The sequence below is a fragment of the Polaribacter sejongensis genome, from assembly GCF_038024065.1.
GTDB lineage: Bacteria > Bacteroidota > Bacteroidia > Flavobacteriales > Flavobacteriaceae > Polaribacter > Polaribacter sejongensis.
Window position 1 is genome coordinate 2,213,112 of record NZ_CP150667.1, and the last position, 15,678, is coordinate 2,228,789.

General features: G+C 31.0%; 15 protein-coding genes. 8 read left to right on the top strand and 7 right to left on the bottom strand.

Annotated elements, in window-relative coordinates; all coding sequences use genetic code 11:
• Nucleotides 1-58 precede the first annotated feature (58 nt).
• On the bottom strand, nt 59-1,219 hold the full coding sequence (locus WHD08_RS09185; protein WP_165733725.1) for a formimidoylglutamase: 1,161 nt from the start codon (nt 1,217-1,219) through the stop codon (nt 59-61).
• A gap of 36 nt (nt 1,220-1,255) precedes the next feature.
• Nucleotides 1,256-3,769, bottom strand: a complete 2,514-nt coding sequence (topA, locus tag WHD08_RS09190; RefSeq protein WP_208891046.1) for a type I DNA topoisomerase — start codon at nt 3,767-3,769, stop codon at nt 1,256-1,258.
• A 200-nt stretch (nt 3,770-3,969) separates the two neighbouring features.
• Here topA and miaB point away from each other — a divergent pair, with 200 nt between their 5' ends.
• The 7 genes from miaB to groL all read left to right on the top strand — a co-directional run bounded on the left by miaB (nt 3,970) and on the right by groL (nt 10,836).
• On the top strand, nt 3,970-5,424 hold the full coding sequence (gene miaB, locus WHD08_RS09195; protein ID WP_208891045.1) for a tRNA (N6-isopentenyl adenosine(37)-C2)-methylthiotransferase MiaB: 1,455 nt from the start codon (nt 3,970-3,972) through the stop codon (nt 5,422-5,424).
• 113 nt (nt 5,425-5,537) lie between these two features.
• Nucleotides 5,538-6,761, top strand: coding sequence for a sigma 54-interacting transcriptional regulator (locus WHD08_RS09200; protein ID WP_165733728.1), 1,224 nt, complete (start codon nt 5,538-5,540; stop codon nt 6,759-6,761).
• A 206-nt stretch (nt 6,762-6,967) separates the two neighbouring features.
• The gene (locus WHD08_RS09205) at nt 6,968-7,474 is read left to right on the top strand and encodes an LptE family protein (protein WP_208891044.1); all 507 of its coding nucleotides are present in this window, start codon (nt 6,968-6,970) and stop codon (nt 7,472-7,474) included.
• 63 nt (nt 7,475-7,537) lie between these two features.
• Entirely contained in the window at nt 7,538-8,344 is an 807-nt protein-coding gene (locus WHD08_RS09210; RefSeq protein ID WP_208891043.1) for a hypothetical protein, read from the top strand.
• Nucleotides 8,341-8,673 (top strand): preprotein translocase subunit SecG, encoded by a 333-nt coding sequence (gene secG / locus WHD08_RS09215; RefSeq protein WP_165733731.1) that lies wholly within the window; start codon nt 8,341-8,343, stop codon nt 8,671-8,673. Before WHD08_RS09210 ends, secG begins: the two co-directional genes overlap by 4 nt.
• 175 nt (nt 8,674-8,848) lie before the next feature.
• Complete coding sequence (locus WHD08_RS09220) at nt 8,849-9,124, top strand: co-chaperone GroES (RefSeq protein WP_068449432.1); 276 nt, start codon at nt 8,849-8,851, stop codon at nt 9,122-9,124.
• 80 nt (nt 9,125-9,204) lie between these two features.
• Nucleotides 9,205-10,836, top strand: coding sequence for a chaperonin GroEL (gene groL, locus WHD08_RS09225; RefSeq protein WP_165733732.1), 1,632 nt, complete (start codon nt 9,205-9,207; stop codon nt 10,834-10,836).
• 133 nt (nt 10,837-10,969) lie between these two features.
• Here groL and WHD08_RS09230 read toward each other — a convergent pair whose 3' ends face one another.
• The 5 genes from WHD08_RS09230 to xrtF form a co-directional block, all read right to left on the bottom strand.
• Nucleotides 10,970-11,377, bottom strand: coding sequence for a heavy-metal-associated domain-containing protein (locus WHD08_RS09230; RefSeq protein ID WP_208891042.1), 408 nt, complete (start codon nt 11,375-11,377; stop codon nt 10,970-10,972).
• A gap of 45 nt (nt 11,378-11,422) precedes the next feature.
• Entirely contained in the window at nt 11,423-13,648 is a 2,226-nt protein-coding gene (locus tag WHD08_RS09235; RefSeq protein WP_208891041.1) for a TonB-dependent receptor, read from the bottom strand.
• Nucleotides 13,649-13,721: 73 nt separating this feature from the next.
• Nucleotides 13,722-14,120 carry an HYC_CC_PP family protein gene (locus WHD08_RS09240; protein WP_208891040.1) on the bottom strand — a complete coding sequence of 133 codons (399 nt, stop codon included), beginning with the start codon at nt 14,118-14,120 and terminating at the stop codon, nt 13,722-13,724.
• A 44-nt stretch (nt 14,121-14,164) separates the two neighbouring features.
• Complete coding sequence (locus WHD08_RS09245) at nt 14,165-14,596, bottom strand: exosortase F system-associated membrane protein (RefSeq protein ID WP_208891039.1); 432 nt, start codon at nt 14,594-14,596, stop codon at nt 14,165-14,167.
• Entirely contained in the window at nt 14,593-15,129 is a 537-nt protein-coding gene (xrtF, locus tag WHD08_RS09250) for an exosortase family protein XrtF (protein ID WP_208891038.1), read from the bottom strand. The genes WHD08_RS09245 and xrtF overlap by 4 nt, the downstream gene beginning before the upstream one ends.
• Before the next feature lie 48 nt (nt 15,130-15,177).
• Here xrtF and WHD08_RS09255 point away from each other — a divergent pair, with 48 nt between their 5' ends.
• Entirely contained in the window at nt 15,178-15,630 is a 453-nt protein-coding gene (locus tag WHD08_RS09255) for a GAF domain-containing protein (RefSeq protein ID WP_165733738.1), read from the top strand.
• The last annotated feature ends 48 nt before the right edge of the window (nt 15,631-15,678 follow it).

Sequence of the window (15,678 nt, forward strand, 5' to 3'; positions counted from 1 at the left end):
TGTTAAAAAACAATAAGCAAATTGCTTTTTAACGTTCTAATCTTTTAATCTTTATTTATTACACTAATTTTCGCATCGCTTTATACCACTTTTCAGGAATATTTTGCTTAGTGGCTTCTGTATAATCATTATATGTACATGGTATTAACGCATGTCTTTTGTATTTATTATCTGATAAGATTTTTATCTCTATCCACCATCTTCCAGATTTATTACTTTTATAAAACGTTAAAGGATCATCATCATCTAATAAAACGGTAAATTTCTGATAATTTTCCTTTCCTGAAAACGGATAATCTTTTACCCTAAAATTAACACCTTCAATAAAATACCAAATCATTTGAGCAATTAAATGTGCTGTCTGATGATTATTATCTAGCTTAGAATTGTACTCATAAACACCAAATGAAGTTACTTTATCACTAAGGCCTGCATATCTAGAAATGGCACAAATTTCTTCTCCATAAAACCCATTCGGAGAAGCATTATTATTTGCAGGTGCTTCACTTTGTCTCACAGAACCCAAATCTATAGAAACAATATCAGCATTTCTAAAAACAGGTTCAATATTTTTTAATTCTTTTGCATTCCCTAATCTATATGCATCAAAAAATAAGTTATCCAACAACTGTATTTCATCTTGCGAATTAAAATACGTCTGATAACCTACATTGCTATAATTAAACAAGTTATTAGGCTCTTGCATAATTATTTTACTTAAATAAGATTGAGAAGTTAATGGATCATCTAAATGACCTAAATCGAAACGACTGTCTACAGCAGCAATATTAACGGTCTGCTCTAAAGAATCATAAGCTCTATAATTTACATATGTAAGATCTTGACCTCCACCAATAATTACAGGTATTATATTTTTCTTAAGTAGTTCCGTAATAATTTCTGAAACAGCATAATACGTATCTGTAACAGAATTTCCTTTTAAAACATTTCCTAAATCTGCTATCTGAGTGTTCCAATTACCTGGAAACAAATTGTATAATTTTTTTCTGATAAAATGTAAATCTTCTCCACAGCCAAAATTATTCTCTGAGTTCCTATCTTCTTGAACTCCTAAAATTGCAATTTGCACATTTTCTAAATCAGGCAAACCGTCTTCTAGAGTATGTATTCTAAAGGTTTTCCCTAAGCACAAATTAGATTGTTCTTCTAAAGATTTTACAATCGATTCTTTTACAGGGGTTAAAAAGTCTTGGTTCATTAATTTTTTAAAATCAAATGTAATTTATGAAAAATATTATTTCTTTTTGGTTACTTTCTTCTTAACTACCTTTTTCTTGACAGCTTTTTTCTTCGCCACTTTTTTCTTTGGCGTTTTAGCTTCAATCATTTTAACAGCCTCTGCCTTAGAAAGTTTTTCTATTTCTGTAGTTTTAGGTAATTCTATTTTAATTTTCCCTTTTATTACATTAAAACGTCCCCATCGTGCTTTTTCTACACGAATTTCTACATCTTCCCAGTTATGGATAACTTTATCAATCTCTTTCTGTTTCTTAACTTCTATTAACTCAATAATATCGTCATCAGTAAGATTATCGAAATCGTATTTTTTATTAACGTTGATAAATATATTATTCCATTTTAAGAAAGGTCCAAAACGACCAACTCCCTTTTGTACAGGTAAATCTTCATAATGATAAATAGGCGCATCTGCTTTTTGTTTTGCAACAATTAACTCTATAGCTCTTGGCAAATCTACTTCCATAGGATTTTCTCCCTTATCTAAAGAAACAAACATGGTTCCGAAACGAATGTAAGGACCAAAACGACCGTTAGAAACAATAACCTCTTCATCTTCATAACCACCTAATGTTTTTGGAAGCAAGAACAATTCTAGTGCTTCTTCCATAGTGATGGTTCCTAAATTCTGATCTTTATTTAAGCTAGCAAACACCTTTTCTTCGTCTTCTGGTGCTCCAATTTGTGCAATTGGTCCAAATTTACCCAGACGAACTAAAACCGTTTTACCAGTTTCTGGATGCTTCCCTAAAATACGTTCTCCACTTTCTCTTTCTGCATTTTCCTTAACATCTTCCACCGTGTCATGAAACTTTGTATAGAAACCTTTAATCATTTCTATCCAATCTTCATTTCCTTCAGAGATATCATCAAAAGAAGATTCTACTTTAGCAGTAAAACCAAAATCTAAAACATTAGAAAAGTTAGCAACTAAAAAGTCGTTCACAATATTACCAATATCCGTAGGTATTAACTTATTTTTATTAGAACCTGTTTTCTCCGTTAATGCTTCACTTTTTACAGTTCCATCAACTAAAATCATTTGTTCGTAATTTCTTTCTAACCCTTCATCCTCTCCTTTTTCTACATATCCTCTTCTTTGTACAGTAGAAATTGTTGGTGCGTATGTAGATGGTCTACCAATACCTAGTTCTTCTAATTGTTTTACCAAAGAAGCTTCTGTAAAACGATAAGGCGGACTTGTAAAACGTTGTGTTGCGTTTATAAAAGAATACTCTAATGCTTCACCAACTTTTAAATTTGGTAGCATTCCTGCTTGTTCTTCCTCATCATCATCTTTTCCTTCTAGATACACTTTTAAGAAACCATCAAACTTTATCATTTCACCATTTGCAGTGAATATTTTTGAGTTCTCAGAATTTTCGATCTTAAAATTGGTTCTCTCTAACTGAGCATCACTCATTTGAGAAGCCAATGTTCTTTTCCAAATTAAATCATACAATCTAGTTTGGTCATATTCTGTATCTATAGAATGCATTTTCATGTTGGTAGGACGAATCGCCTCATGCGCCTCTTGGGCACCTTTTGACTTCGTTTTAAAAACACGTTGTTTGCTATATTCTTTACCGTAATAATTTGTAATTTCTTCTTCAGCAGCATTTCTTGCATCAACAGATAAATTTAAACTATCTGTTCTCATATAAGTAATTAAACCGGCTTCATACAAACGTTGTGCTACTTGCATGGTCTTTGCTACCGGAAAACCTAATTTTCTAGATGCTTCTTGTTGTAGTGTAGACGTTGTAAAAGGTGCTGCTGGAGATTTCTTTGCTGGCTTTTTAGTTAACTCAGCAATCGAAAAATCTGCATTTGCACACGATTTTAAGAAATTTTCTGCTATTTTTTTAGTATCAAAATTCTTTGGAATCGTTGCTTTAAACGTTTTTCCTTCAACATTAGAAAACTCTGCTACTACTTTATAATGTGTTTCTGCATTAAACTCTTGAATGCTTCTTTCTTTTTCTACAATTAAACGAACTGCTACAGATTGTACTCTACCTGCAGATAAACCTCCTTTAACTTTACGCCATAAAACTGGCGATAACTCATACCCAACAAGTCTGTCTAAAACTCTACGTGCTTGTTGTGCGTTTACCATATTATAGTCTATATCTCTTGGATTATCGACTGCTTTTAAAATGGCGTTTTTTGTTATTTCATGAAAAACAATACGTTTTGTATTTTCATCCTTTAAATTTAATTGCTCTTTTAAATGCCATGCAATTGCCTCACCCTCTCGATCCTCATCACTTGCTAACCATACAGTGTCTGCTTTCTTTGCTAAAGCTTTTAACTTTTTAACTACAGGTTTTTTATCATCAGAAATAATATATTTTGGACTAAAATCTCCTTCTACATCAATACCCAATTCTTTGGATGGTAAGTCTGCAATATGACCATAACTAGATTCTACTTGAAAATCTTTTCCAAGAAATTTTTCGATGGTTTTTGCTTTTGCTGGTGACTCTACAATTACTAAATTCTTTGCCATTTATCTCTCTTTTGTCGCTAGAACGCTTTAAAAACGCGCTATTTTTGATTGCAAAAGTAGTTAGTTTTTTGTAAAAAAAAATTATTTCATCAATTTTCAACAAAAAACATTAGAATTAGTCCATTAAATTTTCTGCCAATTTGTCACAATAAATTAAATTTGGTTGTATCTTTGCGCACCTTTAAATGATAAATTGAGAGATGGAATACGTAGAAAAAATCATAGACGAGAAAATACAAGGGAAAGCTCTTGTAACCGAAAATAAAAAAAATAACACTAAAAAATTATTCATAGAAAGCTACGGCTGTCAAATGAATATGAATGATAGTGAAATAGTAGCCGCTATTTTAGATAAAGAAGGTTACAACACAACTCAAATTCTAGAAGAAGCAGATTTAGTTTTAGTAAACACCTGCTCTATTAGAGAGAAGGCAGAAACTACTGTTCGTAAAAGATTACAGAAATACAACGCTGTAAAACAAGTAAACAAAAACATGAAAGTAGGTGTTTTAGGCTGTATGGCAGAACGCTTAAAAGAAAAGTTTTTAGAAGAAGAAAAAATTGTTGACTTAGTTGTTGGACCCGATGCATACAAAGATTTACCTAATTTACTAGAAGAAGTAAATGCTGGTAGAGATGCCGTAAATGTAATTTTATCTAAAGAAGAAACCTATGGAGATATTTCTCCGGTGCGTTTAAATTCTAACGGAGTTACTGCATTTGTATCTATAACCAGAGGTTGCGACAATATGTGTACTTTCTGTGTGGTTCCGTTTACACGTGGACGAGAAAGAAGCCGTGATCCTAAAAGTATTCTTGAAGAAATTCAATCTATGGTCGATAGAAACTTTAAAGAAATTACGCTTTTAGGTCAGAATGTAGATAGTTTTTTATGGTATGGTGGAGGCTTAAAGAAAGACTTTGGTAAAGCCTCTGAAATGGCACAAGCCACTGCTGTAAATTTTGCACAATTATTAGATATGTGTGCTACAGAATTTCCAAAAACACGTTTTCGTTTTGCAACTTCTAATCCGCAGGATATTAGCTTAGATGTTATTCACGCAATAGCAAAACACAAAAATATTTGTAAATATTTACATTTACCTGTACAAAGCGGCAGTAATAACATGCTAAAAGCAATGAACAGACAACATACTCGTGAAGAATATATCGAGTTAATTGATAATATTTTTAAGATTGTTCCGGAAATGTCTTTAAGTCAAGATATGATTGTTGGTTTTTGTGGAGAAACAGAAGAAGATCATCAAGATACTTTAGATTTAATGAAATATGTAAAATACGATTTCGGCTTTATGTTTACGTATTCTGAAAGACCAGGAACTTTAGCGGCTAAGAAAATGGTAGATGATGTACCTTTTGCTACAAAAAAACGTCGTTTACAAGAAATTATCGACTTACAACAAGAACACGCTTTATACAGAACGCAACAACATTTAGGGAAGACAGAAGAATTTTTAATTGAAGGTACTTCTAAGAAAAACCCAAATGAATGGAAAGGTAGAAATACGCAAAATACCGTAGCTGTTTTTGATAAAGGAGACTATAAATTAGGAGATTTTGTAATGGTAAAAGTAGAAGATTGTACTTCTGCAACCTTAAAAGGAACTGTTGTTGGATATTCTGATAATAATTAAAAATTAGTAAAAAAGTTACAAAGGCTCAAAGTTGCAAAGTGGGCTTTATATAATTCTTAAAAACTTTTTTACTTTGTTACTTTGCAACTATAAAAACTTTGCACCTTAAAAAAATGGAAAACTTACAAGCTTTAAAACAGCGTTTTGGAATTATCGGTAACGATATTCACTTAAATAGAGCTTTAGAAAAAGCACTTAGAGTTGCACCTACAGATATTTCTGTTTTAGTTACAGGAGAAAGTGGTGTTGGTAAAGAAAATATTCCAAGAATTGTACATCAATTATCACATAGAAAACATGCAAAATACATTGCTGTAAACTGTGGTGCAATTCCAGAGGGAACCATCGATAGTGAATTATTTGGTCACGAAAAAGGATCATTTACAGGGGCAACACAAGACCGAAAAGGATATTTTGAAGTTGCCGATGGTGGAACTATCTTTTTAGATGAAGTTGGAGAATTGCCTTTAACAACCCAAGTACGTTTATTACGTGTTTTAGAAAATGGCGAATTTATAAAAGTTGGTTCTTCTAAAGTTATAAAAACCAATGTTAGAATTGTAGCTGCAACGAATGTTAATATGCAATCTGCAATTCAGAAAGAAAAATTTAGAGAAGATTTATATTACAGATTAAGTACCGTAGAAATTCATTTGCCTGCTTTAAGAGAGCGTGATGAAGATATTCACTTATTGTTTCGGAAATTTGCTGCAGATTTTGCTCAGAAATACAGAATGCCTTCTATTCGTTTAGATGATAACGCGGTAAAAATGCTATTAAACTATCGTTTTCCGGGGAATATTCGTCAGTTAAAAAATTTAGCAGAACAAATTTCGGTTATTGAAGAAGAAAGAGTTATTTCCGCCCTTAAAATGCAACAGTATCTACCGAATAATAATGGTAATTTACCTGCTGTTATTGGTGGTAAAAAGGAAAATGACTTTTCTACTGAGCGTGATATTATGTATAAGATTTTATTTGATATGCGTAATGACATCAACGATTTAAAAAAGTTGACGCTCGATTTAATGAAAAGTGGTAATGTAGAGGAAGTACAAGAAGAACATCATCAATTAATTGAAAAGATGTACGAAAACAAAGATGCACATAAATCTAATGTAGAAGTGATGAATATTCCACAAAACTCATCCACAGAAAAAGATTATGATTTTATTGAGACTATAGAGGAAGACGAGTCTTTATCTTTACAAGACAAAGAAGTAGAAATGATAAAAAAATCTTTAGAGAAAAACAGCAATAAACGTAAGTTAGCTGCTAAAGAACTAGGGATTTCTGAGAGAACTTTATACCGAAAAATTAAACAATACGATTTGTAAAAGAATGTAGAATTGTTTAAAAGTTGAATTGTTTAATTAAAAAAAATAACGTGTAGTTTTGTCATTTCGACCAGAGGGAAAAATCACATAAAGCTTCATCGTTTTAGTTTTCTAAATTATGAGATTTCTCCTATCGTCGAAATGACAATTGGAAGTTTTTTTAAAAAAAATTTGAATCTAAAACTTAAAATTCTGAACCAATAATTATGAAAAAAATACTCTACATAACATTATTCTCATTAAGCACATTATTTTTTGTTGCTTGTGGTCCATACTCTTTTACAGGAGGAAGCACAGGTGATGCCAAAACCTTACAAATAGATTATTTCCCTAATCAAGCATCTTTAGTGGAGCCAACTTTAAGTCAGCGTTTTACCCAAGACATGCTAGATTTATTTACAAGACAAACCAACTTAACCACCGTAACTTCTAATGGAGATTTATATTTTAGTGGAGAAATAACGGGCTACAGAATTACACCTATGAGTGCTACTGCAGACCAAACTGCCGCACAAAATAGACTTACCATCACTGTAAATGTTCGTTTTGTAAACAAACTTGTAGAAAAAGACGATTTTGAAAAACAATTCTCTTTTTATTCTGATTATGCTGCAGATGCACAACTTACAGGTGCCGTTTTAGAAGCTGCTTTCGATGAAATTATGGAGAGATTAACTCAAGATATTTTTAATGCTTCCGTTGCAAAATGGTAATGTTAAAAGTAAACAGTGTTCAGTTGCAGTATTCAGTAAAAAGTAGATAAAAATAACTAAGATTTGAAATCAAGTACTTTTATAGATTTAATAAAAAACAAAACTCAAATTCAGGAAGTAGAAACTGCTGAGTTAAAAACTGTTGTTGAAGAGTATCCGTATTTTCAAGCAGCACGGGTTTTATATTTAAAAGGATTAAAAAATCAGGATAGTTTTAAATACAATAACGAATTAAAAGTAACTGCTTCTTATACCACAGATAGAACTTTATTATTCAATTATATTACCTCAAACAATTTTAGTAATCAGAAAGAAGATATTCATCAACAAATATTTGAAAAAATATCATCAGAAAAAATAGTAGCAACTCTTCCTGAAACAGAACCCCATTCTGAAACAATTGAAAGTCCAGTAGAAAATACTGAAGCAATTTCAGAAAACATTATTGAAGTAGAAACTGCATTAGAAATTGGCAAGCCGATATCTTTTTCTTCTGCAGAGAATCACTCTTTTGGAGAATGGTTACAACTTTCTTCCAAAAAACCTATTGTTAGGGAAGAAAAAAAGCAAATAGAAAAAACTCCTGTAGAAAAACCTACGGAAAAAGAGGACTTAATAAACACTTTTATAGAAAATAATCCTAAAATTAAGCCTTTAGCAAAAGATAAAATAGTAGCTGTTCCGGTTGCTAAAAACAGTCAAGATTCCTCTTTAATGACAGAAACATTGGCTAAAGTTTATTTGGAACAGAAAAAGTATGAAAATGCAATGCAAGCTTATAGAATTTTAAGTTTGAAATATCCAGAAAAAAGTGGTTTCTTTGCAGACCAAATTAAAAGAATACAAATTTTACAAAAAAATAAATCATGAGTTACACAGCATTTTTAATTCTTATTTTGATTGTAGCCGTTGCATTAATCTTAATCGTGATGGTTCAAAATCCTAAAGGTGGAGGATTAACTTCTTCTTTTGGAGGTAGTGGAGCACAATCTTTGGGTGGTGTACAAAACACTAACAATTTCTTAGACAGAACAACTTGGACTTTAGCAATTGCTATGTTTGCATTAATTTTATTAGCAAACTTTGCAATTCCTAGAGATGGAGACAACAACTTTGAGTTAAACGATACTTTAGATGGTATTGAAACTTCTACTCCTGTTGAAAACACAACTCCTATAACTAACGATAGTTTAAATTAATTATCCGTTAGAGATAAATTAAAAATGCCAACGTAAATGACACGTTGGCATTTTTTTTATGCTTAAAATTTAACAATAAAATCAATCAAAGAAAAATTGTCAGTTTTAGTGTAATGGCACAATTTCTGACAATTTACTGTTAGTAATAATAAATTAATTAACTAAAAATATAACAATGGGATTAAACATTAAACCTTTAGCAGACAGAGTTCTTGTAGAACCTGCTCCAGCAGAAACAAAAACAGCATCAGGATTAATTATTCCTGATAACGCAAAAGAAAAGCCACAACAAGGAACTGTTGTAGCAGTAGGTAATGGTAAAGTTGATGAGCCATTAACTGTAAAAATTGGAGACACTGTTTTATATAGTAAATATGGTGGAACTGATTTAAAATTAGAAGGTAAAGATTACCTAATGATGCGTGAGTCTGATATTTTAGCGATTATCTAAAAGTATTTAGTTTTCAGTTGCAGCATTCAGTAGCAACAATTAAACGAATAAATAGTTAAACAAATAAACATTTAAAGAAAATGGCAAAACATATAAAATTTGATATTGAAGCAAGAGACGGATTAAAACGTGGAGTTGATGCTTTAGCAAATGCAGTAAAAGTAACTTTAGGACCAAAAGGAAGAAACGTAATTATTTCTAAATCTTTTGGAGCTCCAACAGTTACTAAAGATGGAGTTTCTGTAGCAAAAGAAATTGAGTTAGAAAATGAGCTTGAAAACATGGGAGCTCAAATGGTAAAAGAAGTTGCTTCTAAAACCAACGATTTAGCTGGTGATGGTACAACAACCGCTACAGTTCTTGCACAAGCAATTGTAAAAGAAGGTTTAAAAAACGTTGCTGCTGGTGCAAACCCAATGGATTTAAAACGTGGAATTGACAAAGCTGTCGCTGCAATTATTGCAGATTTAGAAAAACAAGCTAAAAAAGTTGGTAATTCTTCTGAAAAAATTCAACAAGTTGCTGCTATTTCTGCAAATAACGATGCAATTATTGGAGATTTAATTGCTACTGCTTTTTCTAAAGTTGGTAAAGAAGGTGTTATTACTGTTGAAGAAGCAAAAGGAATGGAAACGTATGTTGACGTTGTAGAAGGTATGCAATTTGACAGAGGTTATTTATCTCCTTATTTTGTTACCGATGCAGATAAAATGATTGCAGATTTAGAAAATCCTTATGTTTTATTATTCGACAAAAAGATTTCTAACTTACAAGAAATTCTTCCAATTTTAGAACCAGTTTCTCAATCTGGACGTCCTTTATTAATTATTGCAGAAGATGTAGACGGACAAGCGTTAGCTACTTTAGTTGTAAATAAATTAAGAGGTGGTTTAAAAATTGCTGCTGTAAAAGCTCCAGGATTTGGAGACAGAAGAAAAGCAATGTTAGAAGACATCGCTATCTTAACTGGTGGGACTGTAATTTCTGAAGAAAGAGGTTTCTCTTTAGAAAACGCAACATTAGATCTTTTAGGTACTGCAGAAGGTATTACTATTGATAAAGACAATACAACTATTGTAAATGGTGCTGGTAATGCAGATGCTATTAAAGCAAGAGTTAGTCAAATTAAAGCTCAGATTGAAACTACAACTTCTGACTATGACAAAGAAAAACTTCAAGAGCGTTTAGCTAAATTAGCTGGTGGTGTTGCTGTTTTATATGTTGGTGCTGCTTCTGAAGTGGAGATGAAAGAGAAGAAAGATAGAGTTGATGATGCTTTACACGCTACAAGAGCTGCAGTAGAAGAAGGTATTGTTGCTGGTGGTGGTGTTGCTTTAGTACGCGCTAAAAGAGTTTTAGAAAAAATTACTACAGATAATTTAGACGAAACTACAGGTGTACAAATTATTAATAAAGCTATTGAAGCTCCTCTAAGAATTATTGTAGAGAATGCTGGAGGTGAAGGTTCTGTTGTTTTAAACAAAGTTTTAGAAGGTAAAAAAGACTTTGGTTATGATGCTAAAAGTGATACTTACGTAGATATGCTAGAGGCTGGAATTATAGATCCTAAAAAAGTAACACGTGTTGCATTAGAAAATGCTGCTTCTGTTGCCGGAATGATCTTAACTACAGAATGTGCTTTAGTAGACATTAAAGAAGATGCTCCTGCAGGAATGCCTCCAATGGGTGGTGGAATGCCAGGAATGATGTAATAGCGAATCGCTATAGATAATTTATTTTACTCTTGGGTGAAATAGAGATATTAAAAAATCCGATAGATTAATTTCTATCGGATTTTTTTTTGGTTTCGAAAAACAAAACTTTTAGATTTTATAAGTAAAAAACTTATTCCTTCTTCTGCTTTTTCAATTCTCCATTGTGATCTGTAATAATTTCTTCATCTCTATATTTACAGCATCCATGCACAGAACCATACGCTTCATCTGTTGCAATTATTTTATTTTCTTCATCTAAAATAACATCATGCCCTACTGCTAAAACACTTTTCTGAACCGCATCTACATCAGTTTTACGTTCGTCTAAAATTACATTTAATTGATGTGTTTCTACACTCCAAATTGCAAATTTTACGCCTTTTGTTTTTAAAGCAGCTGTTTCTATACGTTTTTTACACATACCACAAATTCCATCTACTTCTATAGACACTTTTGCAGTTTTATTCTTTTTTACTTCTTGAGATTGTGTTGAGAAACCAATCAAACATAAACTGAATACGAATAATAATTTTTTCATCTTTTTTCTAATTTTATATTATGTTACTTATTTCCACTGCGTGGGTTATTTAATCTTAAATCTTAATCCTGTATACAATGCTCTTCCAAAAATTGGTGAATACACAATGGTACTATCAAAGTTTGAACCAAAAGGATTATCACTACCTAAAATAGGATTTTTCTGCTGAACATTTGTCAAGTTCTCTGCCCCAACATATACTTCAAACTTGTCTGAAAAAACCTTTGTTATTTGCGAGTTTAATAATTGATAAGGATCTGAATACCCCAAAGAATTAACATTACTTGGTAAACGTTGCTCTCCTATATTATTAAAAGTAACATCAAACTTCCAGTGTGCATTATTTTCCTTTACAGGTGTTTCATAAGAAAGATTTGCAAAAAATCTATTCTTAGGTTGAATCGGTTTTTGCAAATTACCCGAAGTATAATCCGTAGAAATATCAAAATATTTATATGCCGTTCTAAAATTAAAATACGGTGCAATGTTATAATTCACTTCAACCTGAAAACTATTTGCAATACTTTTTCCGTCTAAATTATAAAATGATATTTCTTGTGGATTCTCCCAATCTACCACTACTTGATTTGAAAAATCTGTCTGATAAAAATCGAAAGTAACATCTCCTTTTTTATTGAATAGATTAAACCTTTGCATATAAGAAACTCCATAATTCCATGCAACTTCCGGATTTAATCCGTAGATATTACCGCCAACATCATCAATATTAATGACTCTTGAACTAGCAAACAATTGTTGATTTTCTGCAAAAATATTAGCACTACGCTTGCCTCTTCCTGCAGACGCTCTAAAAACACTGTTTTCCCAAGGTACATATCTTGCGTGAATTCTAGGGGTTACAAAAGTTCCTAATAAATTATGAGTATCTATACGCAAACCTGCTGTTAAACTAAAATCATTCAAATTATCGAAAGCATACTCAAAAAAAGCACCAGCAGAGGTTTCTTTTCTATCATAATCGGTAATATTTACCAATTCTTGATAATTATCATGCGTAAAACTAAGTCCTGTTTTAAACTTATTTCTAGTATCCCCTATTATAGAATTGAAAATAATATTAGAAAATATACTTTCATGCTCTATATCGTAAATTTTTTGTCCGAAATAAGAATCTTGTTGATGATTGCTATACGCAAACTGAAGACTTACACTTTGAAAAGGTAATTCTGGAAAAACATACCCTAATTTAGCAGAAGTCTCAAAACGTTTGGTATCTATTTCACTTCCCCAAGCATTAGTGGTTCCTTTATCTAAAGATGGATTAAAATCAATCTCACCTGTTTGTTTTTCATCATTTAAAAAACGCACATTAATAAAACTTACCCAACCTTTTTCTGCATCAACATATTGCCAACGGTTCATTACATTTATTTGATCTGATAACGGACTGTCTAAAAAATTATCATTGTTTTTATCAAATTTTTCACCTCTATAATTTCCATGTATATAAACACCTGTAGACCATTTATCAGATACTTTTTGATTAAAATGTGTATTTAATTCAAACCTACCATCTAAAGAACCATAGGCATTTACAAAGAATTTATTATCAGAAAAAGGTTTTACCAATTCTGCATTTATTTGTCCGGATATGCTCTCATACCCATTAACAACAGAACCAGCTCCTTTTGTAATTTGAATACTTTCTACCCAAGTACCTGGTGTAAATGTGAGCCCAAAAACCTGAGCTGCACCTCTAACAGAAGGAATATTTTCTTGTGTAATTGACAAATACGGACTTGTCAACCCTAACATTTGTATTTGTTTCGTTCCTGTTAAAGCATCCGAAAAACTAACATCTATAGATGGATTGGTTTCAAAACTTTCTGCCAAATTACAACACGCAGCTTTTAGCAATTCTTCTGCATTTACAGTAAACATATTAGCAGTAGACAAAAATGATTTCTGAACTGCGTTTCGTTTACTCTTAATAACCACTTCATCTAAATTACCTTCTGGCGTAATATAATGATGAATAGGATCTAAGTTTTTAATAGTTAAAGTATCGGTTTTATAGCCTAAATAATTAACTACTAATTTCTTATATTCTAATTTATAATCTATAGTAAACCAACCTTTATTGTTTGTAATTGCACTTACATTTGTATTTAACCAATGTACAGTTACATCAGCAACTCCTAAATTATCTTTAGGATTATTTTTGTCCATAATCATCCCTTTAAATGTAGTTTGAGAAAAGAGTATGACAGGAATAAATAGCAGAAAACTACTAATTATATATTTTTTCATTATGTGTGTTAATTTTAATTTATAACGCTAATTTTATCGCCTTTAGGCAATATTTATAGTTTAAAAATTAAAATCAAATTAAAAAAGATTGGTATATAACCTGATAATCTAATAAAATTTCAGGCGGAGAAATATTGTTGTAGTTTATTTCTTTAGAATCTTGTTCAAGAAATAGATCATTAAAAGAAAAATAAAACGATGCTAAAAATTGTTGTTTAGAAAAATCAAAATCATCAACTTGAGTTTGCCTTAATTGATCCTGGCCTTTAATTTGATGAATTTCATTTTTACAACAGCTAGTCTTAGCTGCAATTTCTTGCATTTCTAAGCCGCAATCATTTGCATTCCCTATAAAAGAAACATCCATAAGAGAATCTCCACAGTAATGCTTTTCTACCGTAAAAGAAAACGTAGAAAACAACACTAAAAGTGCTAATAAAAAAGACGCTATTTTAGAAAAAACTTGTTTCATTGCTTTTGCAAATTTACAATAAGAAAATCAAATTCTATATAAAATTATCTATTACTCAATTTTTGATAATAGAAAGCTGGCAGCAGTATTAATAAAAACAGTGGATGAATTATAAATCTACGGATATAAAATGGTAACAAGTAACCACTCTCAAAATTATCTTTAATTAAAATTACAAATACAGTAATAAGGATTACAAAAGCTATCATTAAAAAATAACTAGCAAATCTTAAATACTCTTTTCGCTCAAACAACACCCAAATTATACCTAATGAAATGATAGAATTTATGAGGTACCTAAAGAACATATTTATCACTAACTTCCAAACAACTATATTCTGAATACCTGTGTACAAATAATCATTTTTAAAATATACAATTAAAGGGTCATAAAACAAATTCGCTTGAAAAGCTCTTACAGCAATTAACAGCACAAAAAGTAAGGACACTAGTACTATTTTTAGGTATTTACTCATTTTTTAAACTTAGAAAATTTATTAACCCAAACAACCCAAAGCATAAAAATAGTACCATAAATAATTGCAGGAAATACCAAACCATGTAAAAATTCTTGATTTTCTGGATATTTATAAATCATTACTGTCAGAAATGCAATTCTTAATACATTGATTGTATAAATGAGCAAACTACCAAACAGAGAATAAAAGAAAGTAGCTTTTAAAGATCCTGAAAAAGCAATAATAAATGATATAAATAAAATAATTAAACTAATAGAATTACACCCTTCTATAACCCTAGCGGTATATTTACCTTCTATGATTAGTTTTACAGAAACTTCTTTATCATGCTGAACAGCCTCTACGTTATAATCGAAAAAAGTAAGCACTTTTACGGTTTGGTCGGCCACAAGTGTTGTTATGGATGCTGTTTTATAAGTCCCTTCTTTTTCTTGAGAACGCTGTAAGTAAGTGTTATAAATTGTAACTAATAAAAAATAGGTTACAAAAAACTTAATCAGAAAAATGATGATGCTTTTATGTTTCTTCACAATAAATTTTAATTAATTTTGCCACTTATTTACACAACGAATATACAAATGAATATAGATACTTTACAACAACAGATAGACAAAATTATTTCGTCTAACACTACAATAGAGGAGAAGTTACAAGCGATATGCGATTATTTAGAAAAAGAAATTTCTTACTATGATTGGGTCGGTTTTTATTTTAAAAACGGAGATAAAAACGAGTTAAAATTAGCACAATATACAGGAGAAGAAACAGAACACACAATTATTCCGTTTGGGAAAGGTATTTGCGGACAAGTAGCTGTTAGTAACGAAAACTTTGTAGTACAAGATGTTTCTGCTCAAGACAATTATATTTCTTGCGGATGGAAAGTAAAATCTGAAATTGTAATTCCAATTTTTGTAGCAGGCGAGAATATTGGTCAAATTGATATAGATTCTCATACAGCAAATACATTTTCCGCAAAAGACGAAGCACTTCTAGAGTACATTTGCAAAGAATTATCAAATATTCTGTAATTTTGTTGATTTATTTTTATCTTTTTACTACTTTTGATAAAAATACTA